Here is a 24,163-nt window from a genome sequence, read left to right on the forward strand (position 1 = left end):
GTCGGGGAATGAAGCTCGCGATCCTCTCCCGCGCTCCGCGGTCCTACAGCACCCAGCGCCTGCGCACCGCGGCCCTCGACCGGGGACACACGGTGAAGGTGCTCAACACCCTGCGCTTCGCCATCGACCTGTCCGGTGACGACCCGGACCTGCAGTTCCGCGGCAAGCAGCTCTCCGACTACGACGCCGTGCTGCCGCGGATCGGCAACTCGATCACCTACTTCGGCACCGCCGTCGTACGCCAGTTCGAGCAGATGGACGTCTACACGCCCAACACGGCCAACGGCATCGCGAACTCCCGCGACAAGCTGCGCGCCACCCAGATCCTGTCGCGGCACCACATCGGGATGCCCGCGACGACGTTCGTGCGCGACCGTGCCGACGTGATCCCCGCGATCGAGCGGGTCGGCGGGGCGCCGGTCGTGATCAAGCTGCTCGAGGGCACCCAGGGCATCGGCGTCATCCTCGCGCCCAGCATCAAGGTCGCCGAGGCGATCATCGAGACCCTGCAGAGCACCAAGCAGCAGGTGCTCATCCAGCGCTTCGTCAAGGAGAGCAAGGGCCGCGACATCCGCGCCCTCGTCATCGGCGACCGGGTGGTCGCCGCGATGCGGCGGGTCGCCCAGGGCGACGAGTTCCGCTCCAACGTGCACCGCGGCGGCACCGTCGAGCCGGTCGAGCTCGACCCGGCCTACGAGCAGGTCGCCGTCCGCGCCGCCCAGATCATGGGCCTCAAGGTCGCCGGCGTCGACATGCTCGAGGGCTACGCCGGCCCGCTCGTCATGGAGGTCAACTCCTCCCCGGGCCTCGAGGGCATCGAGACCGCGACCAAGCTCGACGTCGCCGGCGCGATCATCGACTACATCGACAACCAGGTCGCCTTCCCGCAGATCGACGTGCGCGAGCGGCTGTCGGTCTCCACCGGGTACGGCGTCGCGGAGCTCGTCGTCCACGGCGACGCCGACCTCGTCGGCAAGACCCTCGGCAACTCCGGGCTGCGCGAGCGCGACATCACCGTGCTGACCCTGCACCGCGGCACCGTCGTCATCCCGAACCCCTACCCGCACCACGTGCTGGAGTCCGAGGACCGGCTGCTGTGCTTCGGCAAGCTGGAGGAGATGCGCTCGATGATCCCCGCGCGTCCCAAGCGCCGGGCCCGGGTCAAGAAGCTCCCCAAGCAGCCCATCCATTCTGATTGATTCGGGCCGAGCGTGTCGCCGATCGGCGGCTGCGGGCGGTCGCTCGCTGCGCTCGGACCGCCCTTGCCGTCGATGCGCTGCGCGCAGGGGCGCCACGCTGCCGGCCGCGCGGTCGAGTCCGGTAGGTCCCACCTCCGCCTGGCGGCAAGACGCTTCGCTGTGGTCTTGGGCCGAGCGTGTCGCCGATCGACCGCTGCGGGCGGTCGCTCGCTGCGCTCGGCCCGCCCTGGCCGCCGATGCGCTGCGCGCGGGCGACACGCTGCCGGCCGCGCGGTTGAGCCCGGTGCCGCCGGGCCTGGTCCGGCGGCAAGACCTGGCAAGACAGCGAGCGTGTCGCCGATCGGCGGCTGCGGGCAGGCGCTCGCTTCGCTCGGCCCGCCCTTGCCGCCGATGCGCTGCGCGCGGGCGACACGCTGCCGGCCGCGCGGTCGAGCCCGGTGCCGCCGGGCCTGGTCCGGCGGCAAGACAGGGTCAGACGGGTAAGACGGGGGGTCGGAGCCCACGCCGTCCGATTGAATGGTGCGTATGACTGACGCACCCGCCGAGCTGGTCCACCTCGACGTCGCCGACGGCGTCGCGACGATCACCCTCGACTCGCCGCACAACCGCAACGCGCTCTCCCGCCAGCTGATCACGGAGCTGGTGGCTCACCTGGTGGCGGTGGACGCCGACGGCGACGTCCGCGTGGTCGTGTTGAAGTCGTCCGGGCGGGTGTTCTGCTCGGGCGCGGACCTGTCGGAGGCGGCGACCACCCCGATGCAGGAGGGCGCGCGGGCGATCGTCGCGCTCCAGCGGCAGATCGTCGCGCTCTCGAAGCCGGTCGTGACCGTCGTCGAGGGCGCCGCTCGCGCGGGCGGCATCGGCATCGTCGCCGCGTCCGACGTCGTGGTGGTCGCCGACGACGCGACCTTCGCGCTGACCGAGGTCAAGCTCGGCCTGACCCCCGCGGTCATCTCGCTGACCGTCTTCCCGCGGCTCACCCCGCGCGGGCTGGCCTGGACCGCCCTCGGCGGCGAGGTGTTCACCGGCGCCGAGGCCGCCGACTACGGACTGGCGACCTTCGCGGTGCCCGCCGCCGACCTGGACGCGAAGGTCGACGACGTCGTCGCGAGGATCGCCACCGGCGCAGCGCAGGGTCTGCGGGAGACCAAGGGACTGCTCGCCGCCGAGCTGCTCGAGCGCATCGACGCGCACGGCGAGGAGCTCGTCGAGCTCAGCGCCCGCCTGTTCGGCTCCGACGAGGCGCGCGCGGCGATGACCGCGTTCCTCAGCCGCAAGAAGAGCTGAGGAACGCGGCTGGGCTCAGCCTTCGAGGTACGCCGTCATCATCGACACGATCGTGCGGTGCGCACGATCGATGTCGATGTCGGTGCCGAGCAGCCGCTCGTTGCGCAGACTGCGCAGCATGGCCGGCAGCACCTCCGACATGGTGGCCTTGCGCTCGTCGTCCAAGCCTTCAACGTCGTCGAAGAAGTTGACGAAGGCGAGCGCCGCCAGCTCGTCGAGCCGGCTGATCGAGGCAGCTGTGCGCGGATGGGTCTCGGCGAGCACGGCGAGCGGTCGGGGCAGGGCCCAGCGCATCGTCTCGACGGTGACGGCGTACGGCGACTCGAGGACCGACCGGTAGAGGTCGGCCACCTCCGCCACCCGGCCGGCGACCGTCGTGCTCTGCGGCTCGGCCCACAGATCGTGCCCGACCTCCGCGATCTGGTCGGCCACGGCCGACCAGAACCCGTCGGAGTCGCCGAAGAGGTTCTGCACCGAGCCCCAACTGAGCCCGGCCTCCTTGGCGACCATGTTGATCGAGACCGTCTCCGGGCGGCCGGTCCCGAGCATCTGGACCGCCGTGGACAGCAGCTTCTCGCGCGCGGCCACGCCGCGGCGATTCGGTTTACGGGCGATCGTCGCCCCAGCCGTCGTACTCATCGTGTTCCCCCCTTGGACACCCGATGCATCAGACCTTCTCGACAACAGTAGTGCCTTTGGTGGGTGTTCGCCGTCCGGTCCATGGTTCGACGTCGGGCGCCTGTAGAGTTGGTGGCTTGCCGCCTTCGCGCGGTGGTCAGGAACGAGTGCGGACGGCAGGGGTCACGAGCGGTGGCAGACGAGCTGGTGGAGCGCGAGGTCGCTGCGGAGCAGACCTTCGTCGACCGGGTCTACCGGCAGTTGGAGCAGGCGGGCGTCGCCGCCCAGCAGCTCGCGAGGGAGGGGCACTCGCGCGGCCGTCTCGGCCACGAGGGCGGCCTCGTCGAGCGCGACGCCATGGTCTTCCAGGCCGCGAAGCGGATCGCGCAGCTCGACGCCGCCCACGAGGGACTCGTCTTCGGACGCCTCGACCTCGACGCGGCGATCGACGCCGCCCCGCGCTACGTCGGCCGGATCGGCCTGCGCGACGACGACCACGAGTCGCTGCTGATCGACTGGCGCGCCCCGGCCGCCGCGGTGTTCTACCAGGCGACGGCCGCCGAGCCGCACGGAGTGCTGCGCCGCCGGGTGCTGCGCAGCACCGGCCGGCGTGTCGTGGGCGTCGAGGACGAGCTGCTCGACGCCGACGGGATCGCCGCTGCCGAGGAGCAGGGCCGCGAGCTGCCGATCGTCGGGGAGGGCGCGCTGATGGCGCAGCTCTCCCGCGCCCGCGACCGCTCGATGCACTCGATCGTCGCCACCATCCAGGCCGAGCAGGACAAGGCGATCCGCGCGCCTTCGAGGGGCGTCGTCACGATCTCCGGTGGTCCCGGCACCGGCAAGACCGTCGTCGCGCTCCACCGCGCGGCCTTCCTCCTCTACACCGACCGCCAGCGCTACGAGCGCGGCGGCGTGCTCGTCGTCGGGCCCTCCGGCGTGTTCATGCGCTACATCGAGCGGGTGCTGCCCTCGCTCGGCGAGACCGCGGTCGCGCTGCGCAGCCTCGGTGAGGTCGTCGACGAGGTGCGGGCGACCCGGCACGACGAGCCGGCGGTCGCCGACATCAAGGGCTCGGCGCGGATGGCCGAGCTGATGCGTCGTACGGCGCGCCAGCAGGCTCCCGGCAGCCCGCGCGAGTTCCGCGTGTTCTGGCGCGACGACAGGCTGGTCCTCGACCGCGGCAAGCTCGGTCAGGTCCGCCGGCAGCTGATGTCGCAGGGACTGCGCAACAAGCAGCTCCCTCGGGTCTCCCACGCGCTGCTCGACGCCCTGTGGCGCCAGGTCCGCGGCGAGCGCGGACGCGAGCAGGGGCGCGAGCGGTTCAACGAGGACATGCTCTCGCGCGACGACTTCCTCGACTTCGCCCTCGCCTGGTGGCCGCCGCTCGACGCGCCCACCGTGCTGTGCTGGCTGCGCGATCCGGAGTTCCTGGCGCGAGTGGCCGAGGGACTGCTGTCCGGAGAGGAGCAGCGACTGCTGCTCAAGACCTGGGCCGACCTCGACCCGTCGCGTCCGATCAGCCCGCAGATCGCGATCGAGGACGTGCCGCTGCTCGACGAGCTGCGCTACGCCCTGGGCGACGTGCCCCAGAAGGCCGACGACGAGCGCGACGACCCGATCGCGCTCATCGAGGGCGCCGTCGACATCCAGGAGCTGATGACGGCCTCGGACCGCGAGTTCGCTCCGTCCGGCCGAGCCTGGCGTCCGCCGGTGTCGAGCATCGAGGACGACGGCTACGCCCACGTCCTCGTGGACGAGGCCCAGGACCTCACGCCGATGCAGTGGCGGATGGTGGGCCGTCGCGGCCGCACCGCCTCCTGGACCATCGTCGGCGACCCGGCCCAGTCGTCGTGGCCCGTCCCGGCCGAGTCGGACGCCGCGCGCGCCGCCGCGCTGGAGCGCAAGCAGATCCACTCGTTCCACCTCTCGACCAACTACCGCAACTCCGCCGAGATCTACGCCCACGCCGCCGCGTACGCCGAGCGGGTCGGGCTCGACGCCGACCTCCCCGACGCCGTACGCCGCACCGGCGAGGAGCCGGTCGCCGTCGAGCTGCCCGCGGACGCGAGCGCCGCCGACCTCGAGGCCGCCACCCGCGCCGCCGTGCTGGACGTCGCGGGGCGGGTCTCCGGCACCGTCGGCATCGTGGTCCCCGTCGCCCGCCGCTCCGAGGTCAACGCCTGGCTCGCGTCGTGGCCCGAGCTCGCCCACGACGCCGCCGGCGCCCGGGCCGCCATCGACTCCTCGGTCGCCCCGTCCGGCGACGACCGGGTCGTCGTGCTCACCGGTCTCGACACCAAGGGCCTGGAGTTCGACGCCATCGTCGTGGTCCGGCCCCAGGAGATCGAGGACGAGTCGGCCACCGGCCGCGCCACCCTGTACGTCGTGCTCACCCGCGCCACCCAGCTGCTGACCACCGTCGGCTGACCGCGCTCCGCACTGGCCCGAAGGGGCCACCCGGGGTGAGTACGCCGACGCGGTCGCCCCGGCCGGATCCGGTCGACCATCGGGGGATGAGACGGATGCTGAGGGCGGTCGCCGTGGCGGCCGTGGTGACGGTGGCCCTGGTCCTGATGGTCCAGGGCCTCGGCGCGCAGGTGTACTTCGAGCCCACCGAGGAGGCGGTCGCTGAGGCCCGGCACGGCGCCGCGCTGATCGCGTGGGCCTGCGTGTTGCTGAGCGCGGCGGCGGCGTACGCGTGCCTGGTCATGGAGCGATCGCCGTGGCTGGGGGCAGCTCTGATGGCGCCGGTCGTGCTGTGCGGCGGTCTCACCGCGGTGATGCCCGAGAGCCTCTGGGGCGTGCTGGCCGCGCTCGTCGCCGTGCCCGCCGCCGCGGTGGCCGGCCTCGTCATCCTCCTGCGGCCGGGCCGATGACGCTCCCGGGCGTCCTCGGGCACCTCACTCTCGCGGTCGTCGGGACCGCGCTGTTGGTGGACCTCTCCCGGCCGATCGCGTTCGGCGGGCCGGCTGGGACTGAGACCTCGGCCCGGAACGAACATCGACCTGGATCCGATCGACGGGCTTGATCGGATCCAGGTCGATCATCGTGGGGCGTCGCGCTCCTCGATCGGGCCGTGCGGGACCCGTCGCTCACCTGTCCTTCTTGGTCGACTTCGACGAGCCGCCGCGCAGGGTGATCCTCTCGACCTGGTCGGTCAGGCTCTGGGTGCGCTTGCGCAGGCTCTTGATGTCCTTGTCGGACGGGAGGATCTTGTCGCGCGCCTCCTTGCTGCGGGTGCGCGCCGACCTCTCGAGCTTGCCGGCGGCGTCCACGACGTCGTCGACGACGTCCTTGGTGGTGTCGATCAGGTCCGAGAGGTAGTCGGTGATCGGGGTGCTCTTCGCCGACTTCTTCGCCGACTTCTTCGACGTGGACCTGCTGCGGGTGCTTGTGGTCGCGGTGGCCATGGCTGTCTCCTCTGGAGGGGATCTTCGGGGGTGTGTCATCGGGGTGTGGTCACGGACACGGTGCGTCGTGACGGCACCACTCTCCGGCGCGCAGCCCCTCCCGCTCTTGTGCATCCCGCACAGAGAGCGCGCTGCTCGTTGGCCCGCTCGCCGTAGGACGCGGCGCGTCACTTTGTGACCGTTGAACATCGGTCCCCTCAGGCGCGGGACCCTTCTCAGGCAGGGAGAAGCAGATGCAGTCAACGAGCGAGATCGTCCACGATCTCCAGGCCAACTGGCCCATCTACGCGGCGATGCCGGTGATGGCGGCGGTCATCGGCTGGTTCACCAAGCTGGTGGCGATCAAGATGATGTTCCGCCCGCACGTACGCCGCGGGATCGGCCCGCTGGGCTGGCAGGGCATCATCCCGCGGCGTGCTCCGCAGATGGTCGACGTGCTCTGCGAGACGCTGACCGGCCGGCTGATCAGCGCCGAGGAGATCATCGACCGCATCGACGGCGACGAGCTCGCTCGCCGGATCGAGCGTCCGCTGCGCAAGGCGGTCGCCACGGTGGCGCCCCAGATCGTCGAGGAGTACCAGCCGGCGGTCTGGAACCTGCTGCCGAGGGCCGGCCGGGACGCCATCGTGCAGCGCGCCCAGGAGCTGGCGCCCGACCTGATCCCCGCGTTCGTCGAGGCGCTGCGCGACAACATCGACGAGGTCTTCGACCTGCGCGCCATGGTGACCGAGCAGTTCCTGTCCGACCCCGACATCCTGGAGTCGATGTTCCTCGACGTCGGGCGTCGCGAGTTCACCTTCATCCGCCGCAGCGGGCTCGGCTTCGGCTTCTGCATCGGCCTGGTCCAGGTCGTGTGCTGGGCGCTGTTCCACGAGCCGCTGCTGATGCCGGTCTTCGGCCTGTTCACCGGCTGGTTCACCGACTGGGCGGCGCTGCGGCTGATCTTCACCCCGCGCGAGCCCACCAAGTACCTCGGCGTGATCACCTGGCAGGGCCTCTTCCTCAAGCACCGGATCCCCGTCTCCGAGGAGTACGGCGTGCTCATCGCCAGCCGGGTCCTCACCGCCGAGAACCTCGTGACCGCGGTGATGACCGGCCCGCGGTCCGACCGGGTCGCCGGACTGCTCGCACCGATCATCGAGGAGCACGTCCGGTCCCAGCTGCTCGACCTGGACCGGCATCTCGACCGGCACGCGCGCCGCGCGCTGCGCAGCCTCGACCTGCCCGGCGGTGCCGTGCTCGACGGTCTCGGCGAGACGGTCGGATCCGTCGTCGGCGGCCTGACCGGCGCGGTCGGCGCGCCCCTGCGCGCCGCGGGCTCGGCCGGCCTCGCGGTGGCGCAGGCCGGGCCGATAAGCGAGGCAGCTGCCGCCGAGCTGGTCGAGCGCCTGCCCGGGGTGCTCGCTCCGGCGTACGACTATCTCGACGAGGCGCTGGAGATCAGGACGACGATGGCGACCAAGATGGTCGCGATGACGCCCGCGGAGTTCGAGGGCGTGCTGCGCCCGGCCTTCCAGCAGGACGAGCGGACGCTGATCATGGTGGGCGCGATCCTCGGCTTCCTCGTCGGCGAGGGCCAGGTCCTGCTGCTCGAGCACCTCGCCCACTGACCGCAGCCCACTGACCGCACCACCGACCCGACCGGCTCCGGTTGTGCACGAGGCCCAACGCAGCCCGCAAGGTTGTGCGCTCGTCCGAGAAGCGGAGGGCCTCTCCGGCGCAGGCTTGAGACATCCGGCGACGAGGTCGTCGCCACCAGTTCCGAGGAGGACGAGATGGCCAGCAACGAGGCAGGGCCCGGCGCCGCGACGGGCGCCGAGCAGGCGCCCTGGAAGGACAAGAAGCGCTACCTGTGGGTCCTGGGACTCGTCGTCCCGACCACGCCCATCGCCGGCATCGCGCTGTTCGAGGCGACCGGTCAGGCCCTGTGGTTCTGGCTCACCCCCGTCGTCTTCTTCGCGCTGATCCCGCTCATCGACCTGGTCGCCGGGTACGACGACACCAACCCGCCGGACGAGGTCATCGAGGCGCTGGAGAACGACAAGTACTACCGGTGGGTGACCTACCTCTACCTCCCCGTCCAGTACGTCGGGTTCGTCGTGGCGATGGGCTACCTGGCGACCGCCGACCTCTCCGTCGCCGCGAAGGTCGGTCTGGCGATCTCGATCGGCGTCGTCGGCGGCGTCGCGATCAACACCGCCCACGAGCTCGGGCACAAGCGGGAGTCGGTCGAGCGCTGGGCCTCGAAGATCGCGTTGGCGCAGACGTTCTACGGCCACTTCTACATCGAGCACAACCGCGGGCACCACGTGCGCGTCGCGACGCCCGAGGACCCCGCGTCGAGCCGGATGGGCGAGAGCGTCTACCGGTTCTGGCCGCGCACCGTCCTCGGCTCCCTGAAGAGCTCCTGGGAGCTCGAGGCCAAGCGCTACCAGCGCAAGGGCACGCATCCCTTCCACCTCGGCAACGACGTGCTCAACGCCTGGCTGATGACGGTCGTGCTGTGGGGCGGGCTGATGCTCGGTCTCGCGCTGGCGTACGACGTCAACCCGCTCGGGCTGCTGCCCTACCTGGCCCTGCAGGCGTTCGTCGGCTTCTCGCTCCTCGAGGTCGTCAACTACATGGAGCACTACGGCATGGTGCGCCAGAAGGTCGGCACGCCCGGCAAGATGCGCTACGAGCGGGTGACGCCGGCGCACTCGTGGAACTCCAACAACATCGCGACCAACGTGCTGCTCTACCACCTCCAGCGCCACAGCGACCACCACGCCAACCCGACCCGGCGCTACCAGACCCTGCGTGACTTCAAGGACGCTCCCGTCCTGCCGACCGGCTACACCGGCATGATCGTCGTCGCCCTCTTCCCACCGGCCTTCCGGGCGCTGATGGACAAGCGGGTGCTGGACCACTACGACGGCGACCTGCGCCGCGCCAACCTGCACCCGGCCAAGCGGGAGCGGCTGCTGCGGAAGTACCCCGTGCCGGCCGAGCTCCTCGCCCGCGAGGCCGCGCTCCGGGCCGACACCAGCGCGCGCGCGTTCGAGGGCGAGGTGCTGGCCGCGCAGTGCCCCGGCTGCGGCTACACCTACGAGGTCGCCGAGGGCAACGAGCTGGAGGGCTTCGCCGCCGGCACGGCGTGGACGGACATCCCCGACGACTGGTGCTGCCCGGACTGCGGTGTGCGCGAGAAGGTCGACTTCACCGCCGTCGAGCCCCGTCGCCACGTCGGGGTCGGAGCGTGAGTGCGATGCGGATCGTGGCCGACAGGTCGAAGTGCGAGGGTCTCGGGATGTGCGAGTCGATGGCCGACGACTACTTCGAGGTCGACGACGACGAGGAGCTGGTCAACGTCCTCGACGCCGACCCGCCGGAGTCCGACCGGGCGCACGTGTACGCCGCGGTCCAGGCCTGTCCGGTCCTGGCGCTCACCCTCGAGGGCTGATCCCACCCCTGACCGCCGAAGGCGCACCCACCTGCCGGGTGCGCCTTCGGTGCTGTTCATCGGCCACGCCGGTCATCGGCCTCGGTGGAACAGGGCGTGGTGGCGCAGCGCGACGGCGAGCTCGGGGTCGATCCGGCCGACCGGGCGGCCGAGCAGGTCCTCGGCCTGGGTGAGGCGGTAGCGGATGGTGTTGCGGTGGACGACCAGCGCCCGCGCCGCGTCCTCCGCGCTGCCGCCGCTGTCGAGGTACGCCGTCAGCGTCTCGCGGATCCGGGCGACGCTCTCCTCGTCGCCGGCGAGCGGGCCGAGCTGGCGGGCCATGAACCGGTCGACCTCGGGGGAGCAGCCGAGCAGGACGGGCAGCTCCACGGCGGCGTACACGGCCAGCCAGGAGTCGGTGTCGGGGACGGTGACCCGCAGGGTGCCCTGGGCCTCGCGGTGCGAGGCGACGAAGCCGGCGATGTTGGGGGTCGCGGACCCGATGCCGGCCACGACGCTGTCCCGGCGCAGGTCCGCGGCCGACGCGGCGAGTCCGGCGAGGTCGGGCTCGTCGCGGGTGGCGAGCCACATCCACAGCTGGCGCCCGCCCGGCTTGACGACGAGCGGCTTCGCCGCGCCGATGTGCCTGGCGAGCTCGGCGGCGAGCGGCTCGAGGACGCCGGCCTGCTCGGCGTCGCCGACCGAGAGCACGACCGCGGTGTGGTGCACGGAGATCGGGTAGCCGCCGAGGGCGGCCGAGGCCTCCCGGGGATCGGTGAGCTCACCGGCGAGGACCGAGCGCACCGACTCGAAGCGCTGGGCGGCCGCACCGGCGAGCACCTGCGCACGGGCGGCCTGGTAGGTGTCGATCGACTCGGTGATCGACTGGTCGAGCCACACGCCGGCCCGGTTCCAGAAGTACATGAGCACGTCGGCGCGGTCGATCTCGCCCGGTGGCAGCGCCCGGATCACCTCGCTGACATAGGCCCACACCTCCTGCTGGGCGACCCGGTAGAACCGGATCAGTGACTCCAGCGGCAGCTGCCGGTCGGCGATGTCGACGGACAGCCTGCGGGCCCGCTCGGGCAGGTGGAAGTGCTGCTCGGGCTGGGCGAAGTCGCCGAGGAAGGCGACCCAGTGGTCCCGCACGGTCGCCCGCAGCTCCTCGTCCAGGCCGTCGACCAGGGCGACCTCCGGCATCTCGCGCAGGATCGCCGCGGTGACGCGATCGGCCCAGGCGTCGACCTGCTCGGGCTGAGCCTGCTCCGCGACGTACGTCAACAGCCACGGTGCGAGATCGGACGGCTCGGACGCGCTCACCCGGCCAGCCTAGGGCGCGGGCGACGGTCCTTGTGCAGGATGACAACCCGCCCGCGGTTCTTTGGATCGTCGCCATGAGCGCGCCACCACCGTCACCGGGTGGACTGGGCGGTCACAGGCGGGCCCGACACAGGGGCCCTGCCGCTCCCATGGGGGTGCCTCCGCATGCGCACTGACTTCGAGTACGACGTCGTCGTGGTCGGCTCCGGGTTCGGCGGCTCGGTCACCGCACTCCGTCTCGCCGAGAAGGGCTACCGGGTGCTCGTGCTCGAGGCCGGTCGCCGGTTCGCGGACGAGGAGTTCGCGAAGACCTCCTGGGACGTGCGCAAGTTCCTCTTCGCGCCGCGCCTCGGCTGCTTCGGCATCCAGCGGATCCGGCTGCTGCGCGACGTCGTCGTGCTCGCCGGCGCGGGTGTCGGCGGCGGCTCGCTGGTCTACGCCAACACGCTCTACCAACCGAAGTCGGACGCCTTCTACAACGACCCGCAGTGGGCGCACATCACCGACTGGAAGGCCGAGCTGGCGCCCTACTACGACCAGGCCAGCCGGATGCTCGGCGTCGTCGAGAACCCGACCGTCACGCCCAGCGACGTGATCATGAGGGAGGTCGCCGACGAGATGGGCGTCGGCGACACCTACCGCCCCACCCCGGTCGGCGTCTGCTTCGGCCCCGGTGACAGCAAGCGGCCGGGCGAGGCGATCCCGGACCCGTACTTCGGGGGCGCCGGGCCGGAGCGCCGCGGCTGTCTCGAGTGCGGCGAGTGCATGACCGGCTGCCGCCACAACGCCAAGAACACGCTGCTCAAGAACTACCTCTACCTCGCCGAGCGGATCGGCGCCGAGGTCCGCGAGCGCACCACCGTCACCGCGATCCGGCCGCGCCAGGACGGCGGGTACGACGTCGTCACGCACCGCTCGGGCCGCTCTGCACGTCGTACGACGACGATCACCGCCGGCCAGGTGGTGCTGGCCGCGGGCACCTGGGGCACCCAGGAGCTGCTGCACGGGATGCACCGCTCCGGCGACCTGCCCGGGCTCTCGGACCGGCTCGGCCACCTCACCCGAACCAACTCCGAGGCGCTGTGCGCGTCGAGCACCAAGCTGCGCAACAGGGGCGAGTACGACTTCCACCACGGTGTCGCGATCACCTCGTCGATCCACCCCGACGAGGTCACCCACGTCGAGCCGGTGCGCTACGGCAGGGGCTCGGGCCTGATGGGCCTGCTGCTCACCCTGATGACCGACGGCGGCGGCCGGACCCCGCGCTGGCTGCGCTGGCTCGGGCAGGCGCTGCGGCACCCGCTGCTGCTCCTGTCGGTGTACGCCGGCCTCGGCAGCTGGCCCGAGCGCACGATCATCGCGCTGGTCATGCAGACCAGCGACAACTCGCTCACGGTGTTCCCGAAGGGGCGGCGGATCCGCCGGGGGGACCGGGTGCGCCTCACCTCGAAGCAGGGTCATGGCGAGCCGAACCCGACCTGGATCCCCGCCGGCAACGAGGTGGTGCGCCGGATCAGCGAGAAGATCGACGGCGGGTCGTACAGCACCACCGGCGAGATCTTCAACATCCCCATGACCGCGCACTTCCTCGGCGGCTGCCCGATCGGCGACTCCCCGGAGACGGGCGTGATCGACGCCTACCACCGGGTCTACGGGCATCCCGGCCTGCACGTCGTCGACGGCGCCGCGATCTCCGCGAACCTCGGCGTCAACCCGAGCCTCACCATCACCGCGCAGGCCGAGCGCGCGATGGCGGTGTGGCCCAACCGGGGTGAGGCCGACGGCCGCCCCGACCTCGGAGCCGGCTACCAGCGGCTCTCCCCGATCGCGCCGGTGCGGGTGGCGGTGCCCCCGACCGCACCGGCCGCGCTGCGCCTCCCGTTGTACGTCGTGAGGAGCGAGGCGCCCGCATGACGGCGGCGCGCGGCGCTCCCGCAGGTCAGCGGTCGCTCGTGACCCGCTCGAGATAGTCCGCCACCAGCGCGACCGCCTGGTCGACGAGGAACGGGTCGCCCTGAGGATCGTGCTGGAACGCGAGCTGGAGGGCCTTGTCGCCGACCTCGACGGCGAGCTCGGCGATGGCGGACATCTCGTCGTCGTCGTACCGATCGGTGGTCAGCAGCCCGGCCTGCACGCCGAGGGCGAGCAGGTTGGCGGCGATCCGCCGGTTGTGGTGGCGGCCGTAGTCGTAGACCGCCGGGTTGGCCCGCCCGCGCATCCAGATCTGCATGAACGCCGGTCGGCGGTGGTAGACGGCCACGAACGCCCGCATCGACGTCTCGACCAGGCTGTGCACGGTGAGCTCGGAGACGGCTGCCAGGTCGCTGGCGACCTGCTCGTCCATCTCCGCCATGTCGCGCCGGCAGACCGCGAGCAGGACGGCCTCCTTGTCCGCGAAGTACTGGTAGAGCGAGGCGACGGGGAGCCCTGCGGCCTCGGCGATCGAGCGTGTCGTCAGGCCGTCGACGCCGTTGGACACCACGAGGCGCGCAGCGGAGTCCAGGATCCGCTCCACCCGCTCCCGCGACCGGGCCTGGGCGGGGAGCCGCCGGCGGCCCGACTCGGACGGGTCGGCGGCGACGGAGGACACCGGCGGAGTGTATCCGGGCGATCTGAACCTGATGCGGATTCAGGTCGCCCGTCACCGCGTCGCCGCGGGCTCCGCGGTCGCCGTCGGGCCGGCCCGGCGGGTCAGTCGCCGCACCGACGGCGCAGTCAGGGCGGCCAGGGAGCTGAGTCCGATCACCGCGGTGACGACGAGCAGCCAGGCGTCGGTGCCGACGAGGGCCGCGACCGGACCGGTCAGGGCCAGGCCGAGCGGGCGGCACACGAACGAGCCGACGAGGTCGAAGGAGTAGACCCGGGCCAGCATCTCCTCGGCGACGTTCTCCTGGATCGCCAGGTCCCAGCCGACGCTGAACAGCTGCAGGCCGACGCCGTGCACGAACGCGCCGGCGAGCAGGAGCGCGAGGTCGTCCGCAAGCGCCATCGCGAGCGGGAAGGCCGCGGTCAGCGAGAGCATCAGCACCCCCCACCGCAGCAGGTGGCGCGGCCGCCAGCGCAGCGCGATCAGGCCGCCCGCGACGAAGCCGGCCATGAGCGCGGAGAGCGCCCAGCCCCATGCCTCCTTGCCCCACGTGTCGCTGACGACGATGGGTCCGAGCACGCCCTGCACCCCGCCGAAGCACAGGTGGTAGAGCAGCGCCTGCCCGATGAGCAGCCACAGCCAGGTGTGGCGCAGCACCTCGCGGGCGCCGTCGGCGAGCTGCGCCAGGAGCCGCTCCCGCTCGCCCGCGCGCGCTCCGGTCGCGCGGATCATCGCGAACAGCCCCGCCGCGACGGCGTACGTCGCCGCGTCGACCGCGATCGCCCAGCCCGGGCCGGCCACGGCGACCAGGACGCCCGCGACCGCGAACCCGACCGCGAACGCCGTCTGGGTCGCCAGGCTGCGCAGCACGACCGCTCGGCCGAGCTGCTCGTCGGCGACGGTCGACCGGGTCATCGCGTTGGAGGCCGGCTGGGCGATCGCGCCGAGGCAGCCGTTGACGATCCCGATCGCGGTGAGGAACCACAGCGAGCCGTGGCCGGTGATGAGCACCGCGGCGCACGCGGCCTGGCTGACGGCGGTCGCCGCCGACGAACCCTGCATGAGGAGCTGCCGCGGAAGCCGGTCGCCGAGCACGCCGCCGTACAGGATCGTGAGCACCTCGGCTGCCGAGAACGCGGCGACGACGAGGCCGAGCTGGGTGGCGGTGCCACCGAGGTCGAGGACCGCGAAGGCCAGCGCCACCGGCGTCATCGCCGATCCGAGGCCGCTGACCGCGACGCCGCCGACGAGCAGCCGGAAGTCGCGAGAGCGGAGCGGGGAGGGCGCGGTCATCGGAGGGAGGCTACTTCGCTATCGAAGTATTCGCCAACGAAATACTTGTTTCGGGCGAGTCCTGCCCAGGGCAGGCTCGCGCCATGACCGAGTCTGCCGCTGCGTACCTCCTCCCGCCGCCCCCGAGCCCGCGCGGCTCGTCCATGGTGCTGCGCCATCTGGCCAGCGTGGTCCTCGCCCTGGGGCTCACGCCGGTCGGCGTCCTGGTGCTCGACTACGGCGCCGGCAAGTACTACGAGGAGCGCATCCGCAACTTCAGCAACGCGGGGACGACCGACGAGTTGCTGCTGATACTGCTCGGCGGCGTGATCCTGATGGGCGTCGCGGCGTGCGGCCGGCTCTCGGGCTTGGGGCCGGTGCTCGCGGGCCTGCTCTGGGGCCTGGTGCCGTTCGTGTGGTTCCTCGCCGACATCGAGGGCTTCTTCGAGCTCAGTCAGGACCTGCCGTCGACGTACCTCTGGTTCCGTTCGCCGTCCTCCATGTTCCCGCTGGTCGCGGCGATGCTGGTCGGCGCCGGCCTCGCCGGGCGCTGGCGCGGACGCCGGCACAGGGCGCAGTAGCGTTCGGCCATGGCCGAGGACTGGACGGACCGCCACGTCGCGCGGTGGAAGGACCACTGGCTCGACGTGGCCTTCGACGAGGTCGTCGAGGGCGTGTTCGTCCGGGTGAACCGGATCGACCGATACCTGCGCCGGGCCAAGCTGCGCGCCGTCGCCGAGGTCGGGCTCACCGACTTCGAGTACGAGACGCTGCACGTGCTGATGATCCGCGACACCCCCGGCTCGGCCTCGCCGACCGAGCTCGCCACCGAGCTGGGCGTCTCGGGCGCCGGGATGACCGGCCGGCTCGACGGTCTCGAGAGGGCCGGCTGGATCCGGCGGACCCCGTCGGTGGACGACCGTCGCCGGGTCATCGTGGAGGTCACCAAGGCCGGCATCGAGATCTGGCGGCGGGCGATGGACATCCGCGGCGAGGCCGAGAACGACCTCGCCGAGGCGCTCACCGAGCGCGAGCTGGCGACCCTCAACCGGCTGCTGAAGAAGGTGACCGTGCGGGCCGAGGAGCGCGAGTCCGACTCCCGCGGGGGGTGACCCGTCCGGAGGTCCGGACGGGTCACCCGCTCGCGTCGCACCGACCCCCCACTGGCCGAGAACGCGAGGAATTGCCGAGGTCCTTCGCTGACTGCACCAGCTGATCCGCCTGGCGGAGGGTGAGGACCGCGAGCAGACGTCTGTCGAGGTACGCCGTCGGTGTGAGCCCGAGCGCGCGGAAGACCTCGGCGCACAGGGACGAGGCCGTCTCCGCGCTCAGGCCCAGATGGGCCGCGACCGACGACTCCGACTGACCGAGCGCGATCAGCCGGAGCACCTGGCGCTCGCGACGGCCCAGCGCCCCGAGGCGGCAGGCGGCGGCGTAGGTCAGCTCGAGCATCGCTCAGGCCGGGAGGGTCGGGCCACCGCGGAAGTGGAGCCGGCGGGCCCGCGACGGGAGGGAGGTGGACAGCCGCGGACCCGCCAGCGTGAGGACCGCCGGTGCGCCGGGGGTGCCCGCGGCGTACCGGCGGAGGATCAGGAGGACGCCGGCCTGGGTGCGGCGCAGTCGGGCGTAGGTGTCGTCGACGGCGTCCTCGCCGGCGTCGACGTCGAGCTGTGCCTCGCACATGTGCTGCCAGCGGGAGCGGAGGGCGGCGACCAGGGCGACCGGACCGTCGAAGTAGGGGCGCCACTCCTCGCGCCAGGGGACGGCGCCGCTCATGTCGGCGGCGGCCGCCGCCTCGACCTCGCGGATGATGCGGATGCGCTCGTGGGTCTCGTTCCAGGTCATGACGGGTTCCTTCCGGGGAGCCGCGGGGAGGTGCCGCGTGGATGCAGGGGGTCTGACGGAAGGAGGACGTCCGGAGGGGGCCGGTTGATACGAGCAATCTCGCCGTATCAACGGCACTGGCTCGCGGGTCTGATGTGCGGGACGATTCATCCGTGCCAGACCCGCTGTCCACGCTCGTCCCCGCGGCGCGGGAAGGAGACCAGCATGCGTGGGACACGATCGTGGACCGCTTCATCCCCCTCGTGGACGCCATCATCCGTGGCTACCGGCTCTCCGAGGCCGACGGCGACGACGTCAGCCAGACGGTGTGGCTGCGCCTCGTCGAGCACCTCGGAGACCTGCGCGAGCCCGCGGCGCTCCCGGGCTGGATCCGGACGACGACCCGCAACGAGTGCCTGCGCCTGCTGGCCGCCCGCGGCCGGGTCCGCCCCGTCGACCCGCAGGACCCGGTCGGCCTCGACGCCGTGGTCGACGACGACGCCGGCATCGACCTCGTGGCGGCCGAGCGCCGCCAGCTGCTGCGCGAGGCGCTCGCCGAGCTGCCCGAGGCGCGGCGCGCACTGCTCCTGCTCCTGCTCACCGACCCTCCGGTCGGCTACGAGGAGATCAGCCGGCGCCTCGGCATCCCGATCGGCAGCATCGGGCCGACGCGAGCCCGCGCGCTCGAGCAGCTGCGTCGTACCCCCGCGCTGCGGCGACTGGTGGAGGTGATCTCGTGAACGACGACGAGCTGATGGCCCTGCTCGGCGAGGCGGTGGCTGACGAGACCGCGGTCAGCGAGCGCCGGCGTACGGCGGCCCGCGCCGCCTTCACCTGGCGCTCGGTCGACGCCGAGCTGGCCGAGCTGCTCCACGACTCCGCGCTGGAGGCCGGCGCCGCCGTCCGCTCGGGCCCTGGTGGTGCCGAGCCGCGCACCCTGTCCTTCGGGCACAGCGGGCTGACGCTCGAGATCGAGGTCGACGGCGAGGTGCTGCTCGGTCAGGTGATCGGCACCGGCGAGGCGGCGTCCGCGAGCGAGCCCGCCAGTGTGCTGCTGGAGCGCCCCGACGCCGACGCCCAGTCGGCCGAGACCGACGCCGGCGGGTTCTTCCGGCTCGAGGGCGTGCGTTCCGGCACCGTTCGGTTCGTGGTCGAGCAGGGCGGGTGGTCGCTCACCACGCCCTGGGTGACGCTCTGAGCGCTGGTCGAGGTGCGTGGAGCGCCAGTGACGAGCCTCGAGACCTCAGGTCAGCGGGCCGACGATCCGGATGTCCTCGTTGATGCGCGTGTCGTGCTCGTCGATGGCGGTCGCCTCGACCGCCTGCCACGCGGCCCGGGCGGGGATCCTCTTGTCGCGCATGACCGCCGCGACGAGCCCGGTCACGATCGGCGTCGAGAACGACGTGCCGCTCCACTGGGCGAGCCCGTCGAACTTCCGCACGATGCCGGCGTGCGGAGGCTCGTGGCAGGTGTAGGCGCCGACCGGGAACGCGTTCACCAGGTCGCGGCCGCGGGCGTAGATCTTCACCCAGTCCTTGCCGTAGTTGGAGAAGTCCGAGACCTTGCGGTCCGGGTCGACCGAGCCGACCGACACCGCCCACGAGAAGGCCGCCGGCCAGAACTTCTCGTCGCTGGCGTCGTTGCCGGCGGCAGCGATGACGAGGACGTCGTCGCGTTCGGCGAGGCGATGCTCAGCGGCGAGCATTGCGAAGGACAGCGGAGGACGACCGCACCGGGTGTGGGTCCCGGCGGAGATGCTGACCAGCTGGGGATGGTTGTCGTCGCCGAGTGCCTCGTCGAGCTGCCGGACGATCCTCGACTCCCAGATGGCGCCTCCGCGGGTCAGCAGTCCCTCGACCTCGATCCGGGTCTCCGGGGCCAGGCAGCTGATCACGCCCGCGACGAAGGTGCCGTGGCCGGCGTACGGGTGGATCGCGGTCCGGTCGACGCGCTCCTCGTCGGTGGCGTCGGCGAAGACGTCGTCCGACTCCAGCCAGGGCGAAGCATCGCTGTCGATGGCCTCCATCCAGAGCCCGGTGTCGACCACGGCCACCCGGATCTTGTCCTTCGGGTCGGGCGCCGGCGTCGGGTCCGCCTCCTGGGGCGGCCAGGGCGTGCGACTCCGGGGGACCTCCGGCTCGGTGGCCGGGCAGAGTCCGCCCCTGGTCGTCACGTACATGATGTGATCGGGCGTTGCGACGGGCGGACTGTCGGCGTCGTCCTGACGACCGAAGTGGTCGTCGAGCTCGTCGAGCGTCGCCAGCACGTCGTCGGCGCGGTCACGTCGGGACGGGAGCCGGATCGTGACCAGCCGGCCCTTGATCGGCTCCTCGACCGGCTCCGGCTCGCCGCCGAAGTCCTCCCCACGCTCGCGGAACCAGGTCAGCACCTCGTCGAGACGTTCGGCCTGCACCAGGAGGTGCCCCGGGCGGTAGAGGTACGTCAGGTCGGCGTCGTCCTTCACCGGGCTGTTCTCCGGGCCGGCAGTCGCGACCTCGCCCTTGAACGCATCGCGGATGATCCCGGCCTGGACCCGCCGGACCTCGCGGCCGAGCTCGGCGGGATCGGTCGGACGGACGTCGGCTGGTTCGGAGCGAGGTCTGCCCCAGGGCAGTCGGAGCAGCCGGAGCAGCGCGCTGAGCGGGTTGTTCGAGCGAGTAGGACCGTCGGACGTGGACATGGCCGCTCCTGAGGGGGGAGGGCTCGGGCCGATTGCACCGGGCGGCGCTAACGTAGTGCTGCCCCGCGGCGCCGTAAAGGAGTTCGCGCCCTTCTTCCTGTCGAGGCTGCCATGCAGGAACTGCTGGACCTGGCGCTGGACCAGCCCGAACGGGCCCGCCGGCGCGCGGAGGAGCTCCTCGCCGCGCCGGACACGGACGACCTCGGCCGCTCGTTCGCGCTGCAGGCGCTCGGCATCGTCCTGCGCGACGGCGGTCACGCCGAGAAGGCGCTCGACGTGCTCCGGGCTGGACTCGTCGCCGCGATGACGGTCGGCGATCCGGATCGCGTTCGAGACGTCCGGGCCACGCTCGGCGTGACGCTGGCATTCGTGGGACGCTCGGGCATCGCTCTGCGGGAGCTGGAAGCGGCCATGGACGGGGCGACGGGCGAGGTCGCGGCGAAGGTGGCGATGCGCCTTGCGGCAGTGCTGACCATGCTCGGCCGGCACGTGGAGGCGGCACCGGTGCTGCGGGGTGCGCTGGACGAGCTGGTGCGGTGCGGGAACCGTGGCTGGGAGGCGCGGACCCGGGCATGGTTGGGACACGTGCACCTCCACCTCGGGCGGGTGGACGACGCCGAGAACGAGGTCAGCGAGGCCGCGAGGATCCTTGCCGAGGAAGGGGCCTGGGTCGACCGGCTCTCGACCCTGAGCAGCCTCGCGGAGGTCGCACTCGCCCGCGGCGACCACGCCGCAGCTCTCCGACGCTTCGGCGACACGGTCGACGCGGCGGCGGCAGCGGGCCGACCCGTGATCTTCGAGGTGGTCGCCCGGTTCGCCGATGCCTACCTGGCGGCGGGCCTGCCGTCGGACGCGGTCGCCCTGATGCGGAGCTTCGACGGGGAGCTCGCTCCTCTGGACCAAGCCGAGTTCCTCGCGGCGCTCGCCCGGGCCCTCCTCGCCGCCGACGAGCCGACCCAGGCCGCTGACACGGCCCGTCGTGCGGTGGAGCTGTTCCGCAGCCAGGACCGGCCCTGGTTCCGCCTCCGTGCGCGGCTGACCGCCGTCCGCGCGCGCCTCGCGCTCGACGACGTGCGCGGCCTGGCCCAGGAGGCGGCGGCGGTCGCCGACGAGCTGCACACCCAGGGAGCGGACGAGGCGCCACTCGCCCTGACGATCGCCGGTCGCCTGGCGACGGGCGCCGACAGGGCGGAGTTCTGGAGCCGCGCGGCGTCGTACCGCCACCACCCGAACGCCCTCGTCCGCGCCGGCGCCTGGCACGCCCAGGCCCTGTCGCGTGAGGAGACGCGCGACCGGGGCGGCGTCCTGCGGGCGGCCGCTGCCGGGCTCGACGCGATCGACGAGCACCGGCGGTTGATCGGGTCGTCCGAGCTCCGGGCGCTGGCGACCACGCACGGCCGCGAGCTGACGACCATCGCCCTGCGGCACGCCGCCTCTGACGCGCGCACCCTGCTGCGGTGGAGTGAGCGAACGCGAGCCACGGCGCTGGCGCAGCCGCCGGCGACGTCGGACGCCACGACCATCCCCGCCTCGCTCGCGGCGCTGAGAGACAACGGGCGACAACTGGCGGAGGCCCGGCAGGAGGGCGCGCCGACCGATGAGCTCGAGCGGGAGCGGCTGCGGCTCGAGCGGGCGGTGCGGGCGGAGAGCCACACGCTGTCGGCGACGACAGCGGCTCAGCAACGGCCGGCGAGCGTCGAGCAGATCCTCGCCGCGACCGGAGACACCGCACTGGTCGAGCTGGTCGACGTCGACGGGACACTGCACGTCGTGGTCGCCCACGCCGGCAGGGTCCGGCGGCGCGTGGCCGGCACCCTCGACGAGATCGCCGCGCTGCTCGGCCCGGCCGCGATGCTGCTGCGCCGGGCGGCGCGCGGCCGCCCCGCCGACACCGCTGCCCTCGGCGTGCGGCTGCAAGAGGCGATCCTCGGCGACGCGGTGCGTCTGCTTCCGGACGCTCCGGTCGTACTCGCTCCGACCGCGCGCCTGCACGGACTGGCCTGGTCGCTGCTCCCGACGCTGCACGACCGCCCGTTCGCCGTCGTACCGTCGGCCGGCCAGTGGCTGCGCGCCCGAGCAACGCCGCGTCCGGAGCCGGCCAGCACGGTCCTCGTCGCGGGCCCGGCGCTGGCGAGCGGTGGAGCGGAGGTGCCGGTCCTCGCCGAGCGCCACCGCGAGGCGGTGCTGCTCGACGGCCCCCGGGCCACCCTCGACGCGGTGCTGACCCACCTCGACGGCGCGGGCCTGGTCCACCTGGCCGCGCACGGGCGGTTCCGCGCCGACAGCCCGCTGTTCTCCGCGCTCGACCTGGCCGACGGACCCCTGACCGTGCACGACCTGGAGCGGATCCCGCGGGCGCCGTACCGCGTCGTGCTCTCGGCCTGCGAGTCCGGCGTCCTCGCTCCGGTCGGAGCGGAGGAGCTGCTGGGCCTGGCCGCGGCGCTGTTCTCGCTCGGCACCGCGGGCCTGGTGTGCAGCGTCGGCGAGGTCAACGACGCCGCCACCGCCGCGCTCATGGTCGACCTCCACGCCGCGCTCGCCGCCGGGCGCGACCCGGCCACCGCGCTGTGCGAGGTCCGACGCCGGGCCGTCGGCGACCCGGTGGCCGCGGGCACTGCCGCGGCATTCCTGGCACTCGGCGTGTGAGCATCGGCGCGGTGCACGAACGATCCCCCGTTCGGCCGGAATCGCTGCGTCCTGGCCGGAAAACGTGCGAACCGTGGATCGTTCGTGCACCATCCGAAACCGTCGGGCGGTCGGGCACGCGGCCCGCATAGGCTGCAGCCATGTCTGAACAGCCCAGCGCCCCTCTCACCGCCCGGGAAGCCATCGCGGCCGTCCAGGGGCACGAGGCCTGGGCGATCATCCGGCGCTCCACCCGCGCGGGCGACCGCGACACCGTCGGCGTGCTCGGCGGCACCCGCAGCGTCGTCGAGTCGATCATGGACATCCCGCTCGAGACCGGCGTCCCGGAGCCGGGGCACATCTGCGACCGGCTGGTCGCCGTCCCCTTCCGCCAGGTCTCCGAGCGCGGCTTCGAGGCCCACGACGACGGCACGCCGCTCGTGGTCGTCGACGTGCAGTCCGAGCACGAGTTCTCCGTGGCCGACGTCGTCGACGCGATCGACCCGGTGGAGGTGGAGTTCACCGACCGCGGCGGCTTCGAGACCTCCGACGAGGACTACGCCAAGATCGTCGCAGCGATCATCGACGGCGAGATCGGCCAGGGCGAGGGCGCCAACCTCGTCGTCGGCCGCAACTACCGCGCCGTCGTCGCCGACTTCGGCCCGTCGGTCGCCCTCACCGTGTTCCGCCGGCTCCTCGAGCGCGAGCGCGGCGCGTACTGGACCTTCGTCTTCTTCACCGGCGACCGCTTCCTCATCGGCGCCTCGCCCGAGCGGCACGTCTCGGTCCACGGCGGCGACGTCCGGATGAACCCGATCTCCGGCACCTTCCACCTGCGCCCGCCCGCCGGCGAGACCCGCAGCACCGAGGCGCGGCTGCGGGAGTTCCTCAAGGACGAGAAGGAGATCTACGAGCTCTTCATGGTCGTCGACGAGGAGCTCAAGATGATGTGCGACATCTGCACCGAGGGCGGCCAGGTGCTCGGCCCGTTCCTCAAGCCGATGACGCACCTCGTCCACACCGAGTACCTCCTCGCCGGGCGCACCGCCCGTGACGTCCGCGAGGTCCTGCGGGACACCATGTACGCCGCCACGGTCACCGGCTCGCCCGTCGAGAACGCCTGCCGGCTGATCAAGGCCTACGAGCCCGAGGGCCGCGGCTACTACGCCTCCGCGCTCGCGATCTTCGGCCGCGACGAGACCGGCGAGCCCGTCCTCGACAGCCCGATCGTGCTGCGCACCGCCGACGTCTCGCCCGCCGGCGAGCTGAAGGTGACCGCCGGTGCCACGCTCGTGCGCGACTCCGTGCCGGCGTACGAGGTCGCCGAGACCCACGCCAAGGCGGGCGGCATCCTCTCCGCCTTCGGTCTCGTGCCGGCCGCGCCGATCCCCGACGTGCCGGTCGCCGACCTGGTCGCGGACGAGGAGGTGCTGATCGCCCTCAACGCCCGCAACAACCGGCTTTCCGGCTTCTGGCTCGCCGACCAGGCCGGGACGCCCGCCGACCCGCGGCTGGCCGGGAAGTCCGCGGTCATCCTCGACGGCGAGGACGACTTCGTGAACATGCTGCGCCACATGCTCGCCCGGATGGGCATGACCAGCTCCGTGATCCGGCACGAGGAGTACGCCGACGGGGTGCTCGACGGGTACGACCTCGTCATCGTCGGCCCCGGTCCCGGCGACCCGCGTGACGACGCGGATCCGAAGATGGCCAACCTCCGCGCGGCCGTGGCCTGGCTGCTCGCCAACGAGCGGCCCTTCGTCGCCGTCTGCCTCGGACACCAGGCGCTGTGCCACCAGCTCGGCATCCCGCTCGCCTACAAGGACATCGTCTTCCAGGGCACCCAGGCCACCGTCCTCCTCGACGGCCGGCCGCAGCGGGTGGGCTTCTACAACACCTTCGTGGGCCGCGTCGGCGACG

The 24,163-nt window shown here is 72.4% G+C and carries 22 protein-coding genes; 14 read left to right on the forward strand and 8 right to left on the reverse strand.

Features of this window, described 5'->3' with window-relative positions:
• Positions 1–8 precede the first annotated feature (8 nt).
• Both FHP29_RS15185 and FHP29_RS15190 read left to right on the forward strand, forming a co-directional pair.
• Positions 9–1,199 carry a RimK family alpha-L-glutamate ligase gene (locus FHP29_RS15185; RefSeq protein WP_139623687.1) on the forward strand — a complete coding sequence of 397 codons (1,191 nt, stop codon included), beginning with the start codon at positions 9–11 and terminating at the stop codon, positions 1,197–1,199.
• A gap of 525 nt (positions 1,200–1,724) precedes the next feature.
• The gene (locus tag FHP29_RS15190; RefSeq protein WP_139623688.1) at positions 1,725–2,486 is read left to right on the forward strand and encodes an enoyl-CoA hydratase-related protein; all 762 of its coding nucleotides are present in this window, start codon (positions 1,725–1,727) and stop codon (positions 2,484–2,486) included.
• Positions 2,487–2,501: 15 nt separating this feature from the next.
• On the opposite strand, the gene FHP29_RS15195 is transcribed toward FHP29_RS15190, so the two are convergent.
• On the reverse strand, positions 2,502–3,125 hold the full coding sequence (locus FHP29_RS15195; protein ID WP_139623689.1) for a TetR/AcrR family transcriptional regulator: 624 nt from the start codon (positions 3,123–3,125) through the stop codon (positions 2,502–2,504).
• Between the two features lie 171 nt (positions 3,126–3,296).
• On the opposite strand from FHP29_RS15195, the gene FHP29_RS15200 reads away from it, so the two are divergent.
• Both FHP29_RS15200 and FHP29_RS15205 read left to right on the forward strand, forming a co-directional pair.
• Entirely contained in the window at positions 3,297–5,531 is a 2,235-nt protein-coding gene (locus FHP29_RS15200) for a HelD family protein (RefSeq protein WP_139623690.1), read from the forward strand.
• Between the two features lie 86 nt (positions 5,532–5,617).
• Positions 5,618–5,980 carry a hypothetical protein gene (locus tag FHP29_RS15205; protein ID WP_139623691.1) on the forward strand — a complete coding sequence of 121 codons (363 nt, stop codon included), beginning with the start codon at positions 5,618–5,620 and terminating at the stop codon, positions 5,978–5,980.
• 216 nt (positions 5,981–6,196) lie between these two features.
• On the opposite strand, the gene FHP29_RS15210 is transcribed toward FHP29_RS15205, so the two are convergent.
• On the reverse strand, positions 6,197–6,514 hold the full coding sequence (locus FHP29_RS15210) for a hypothetical protein (protein WP_139623692.1): 318 nt from the start codon (positions 6,512–6,514) through the stop codon (positions 6,197–6,199).
• A gap of 233 nt (positions 6,515–6,747) precedes the next feature.
• On the opposite strand from FHP29_RS15210, the gene FHP29_RS15215 reads away from it, so the two are divergent.
• The 3 genes from FHP29_RS15215 to FHP29_RS15225 all read left to right on the forward strand — a co-directional run bounded on the left by FHP29_RS15215 (position 6,748) and on the right by FHP29_RS15225 (position 9,956).
• Positions 6,748–8,124, forward strand: a complete 1,377-nt coding sequence (locus tag FHP29_RS15215) for a DUF445 domain-containing protein (protein ID WP_139623693.1) — start codon at positions 6,748–6,750, stop codon at positions 8,122–8,124.
• Between the two features lie 165 nt (positions 8,125–8,289).
• Entirely contained in the window at positions 8,290–9,756 is a 1,467-nt protein-coding gene (locus FHP29_RS23295) for a fatty acid desaturase (RefSeq protein WP_139623694.1), read from the forward strand.
• Between the two features lie 5 nt (positions 9,757–9,761).
• Positions 9,762–9,956 (forward strand): ferredoxin, encoded by a 195-nt coding sequence (locus tag FHP29_RS15225; protein WP_139623821.1) that lies wholly within the window; start codon positions 9,762–9,764, stop codon positions 9,954–9,956.
• Positions 9,957–10,028: 72 nt separating this feature from the next.
• On the opposite strand, the gene FHP29_RS15230 is transcribed toward FHP29_RS15225, so the two are convergent.
• Positions 10,029–11,255, reverse strand: coding sequence for a PucR family transcriptional regulator (locus tag FHP29_RS15230; RefSeq protein WP_139623695.1), 1,227 nt, complete (start codon positions 11,253–11,255; stop codon positions 10,029–10,031).
• 165 nt (positions 11,256–11,420) lie between these two features.
• Here FHP29_RS15230 and FHP29_RS15235 point away from each other — a divergent pair, with 165 nt between their 5' ends.
• A complete protein-coding gene (locus FHP29_RS15235) occupies positions 11,421–13,169 on the forward strand; it encodes a GMC family oxidoreductase (protein ID WP_139623696.1) in 1,749 nt (582 codons plus the stop codon).
• 25 nt (positions 13,170–13,194) lie between these two features.
• On the opposite strand, the gene FHP29_RS15240 is transcribed toward FHP29_RS15235, so the two are convergent.
• Together FHP29_RS15240 and FHP29_RS15245 are read right to left on the reverse strand one after the other, a co-directional pair.
• Positions 13,195–13,845 (reverse strand): TetR/AcrR family transcriptional regulator, encoded by a 651-nt coding sequence (locus FHP29_RS15240; protein ID WP_158296586.1) that lies wholly within the window; start codon positions 13,843–13,845, stop codon positions 13,195–13,197.
• Positions 13,846–13,896: 51 nt separating this feature from the next.
• On the reverse strand, positions 13,897–15,135 hold the full coding sequence (locus FHP29_RS15245; protein WP_139623698.1) for an MFS transporter: 1,239 nt from the start codon (positions 15,133–15,135) through the stop codon (positions 13,897–13,899).
• 83 nt (positions 15,136–15,218) lie between these two features.
• Between FHP29_RS15245 and FHP29_RS15250 the strand changes: the two genes are divergently transcribed.
• On the forward strand, positions 15,219–15,695 hold the full coding sequence (locus FHP29_RS15250; RefSeq protein WP_139623699.1) for a hypothetical protein: 477 nt from the start codon (positions 15,219–15,221) through the stop codon (positions 15,693–15,695).
• Between the two features lie 9 nt (positions 15,696–15,704).
• The gene (locus FHP29_RS15255; RefSeq protein ID WP_139623700.1) at positions 15,705–16,226 is read left to right on the forward strand and encodes a MarR family winged helix-turn-helix transcriptional regulator; all 522 of its coding nucleotides are present in this window, start codon (positions 15,705–15,707) and stop codon (positions 16,224–16,226) included.
• Positions 16,227–16,248: 22 nt separating this feature from the next.
• Here FHP29_RS15255 and FHP29_RS15260 read toward each other — a convergent pair whose 3' ends face one another.
• Positions 16,249–16,566, reverse strand: a complete 318-nt coding sequence (locus tag FHP29_RS15260) for a LuxR C-terminal-related transcriptional regulator (protein WP_139623701.1) — start codon at positions 16,564–16,566, stop codon at positions 16,249–16,251.
• A gap of 3 nt (positions 16,567–16,569) precedes the next feature.
• Complete coding sequence (locus tag FHP29_RS15265) at positions 16,570–16,959, reverse strand: hypothetical protein (RefSeq protein WP_139623702.1); 390 nt, start codon at positions 16,957–16,959, stop codon at positions 16,570–16,572.
• A gap of 152 nt (positions 16,960–17,111) precedes the next feature.
• Between FHP29_RS15265 and FHP29_RS15270 the strand changes: the two genes are divergently transcribed.
• Together FHP29_RS15270 and FHP29_RS15275 are read left to right on the forward strand one after the other, a co-directional pair.
• The gene (locus FHP29_RS15270; RefSeq protein ID WP_192904025.1) at positions 17,112–17,678 is read left to right on the forward strand and encodes an RNA polymerase sigma factor; all 567 of its coding nucleotides are present in this window, start codon (positions 17,112–17,114) and stop codon (positions 17,676–17,678) included.
• Complete coding sequence (locus tag FHP29_RS15275) at positions 17,675–18,136, forward strand: hypothetical protein (RefSeq protein WP_139623704.1); 462 nt, start codon at positions 17,675–17,677, stop codon at positions 18,134–18,136. Before FHP29_RS15270 ends, FHP29_RS15275 begins: the two co-directional genes overlap by 4 nt.
• Before the next feature lie 45 nt (positions 18,137–18,181).
• Here the strand turns inward: FHP29_RS15275 and FHP29_RS15280 are convergent, their stop codons facing one another.
• On the reverse strand, positions 18,182–19,618 hold the full coding sequence (locus FHP29_RS15280) for a S8 family peptidase (RefSeq protein ID WP_139623705.1): 1,437 nt from the start codon (positions 19,616–19,618) through the stop codon (positions 18,182–18,184).
• 111 nt (positions 19,619–19,729) lie between these two features.
• Here FHP29_RS15280 and FHP29_RS15285 point away from each other — a divergent pair, with 111 nt between their 5' ends.
• A complete protein-coding gene (locus FHP29_RS15285) occupies positions 19,730–22,264 on the forward strand; it encodes a CHAT domain-containing protein (RefSeq protein ID WP_139623706.1) in 2,535 nt (844 codons plus the stop codon).
• 140 nt (positions 22,265–22,404) lie between these two features.
• Positions 22,405–24,163: anthranilate synthase family protein (locus FHP29_RS15290; RefSeq protein WP_240044523.1), on the forward strand; the 1,759-nt coding region annotated here is incomplete at its 3' end.

The organism is Nocardioides albidus (assembly GCF_006335005.1).
GTDB lineage: Bacteria > Actinomycetota > Actinomycetes > Propionibacteriales > Nocardioidaceae > Nocardioides > Nocardioides albidus.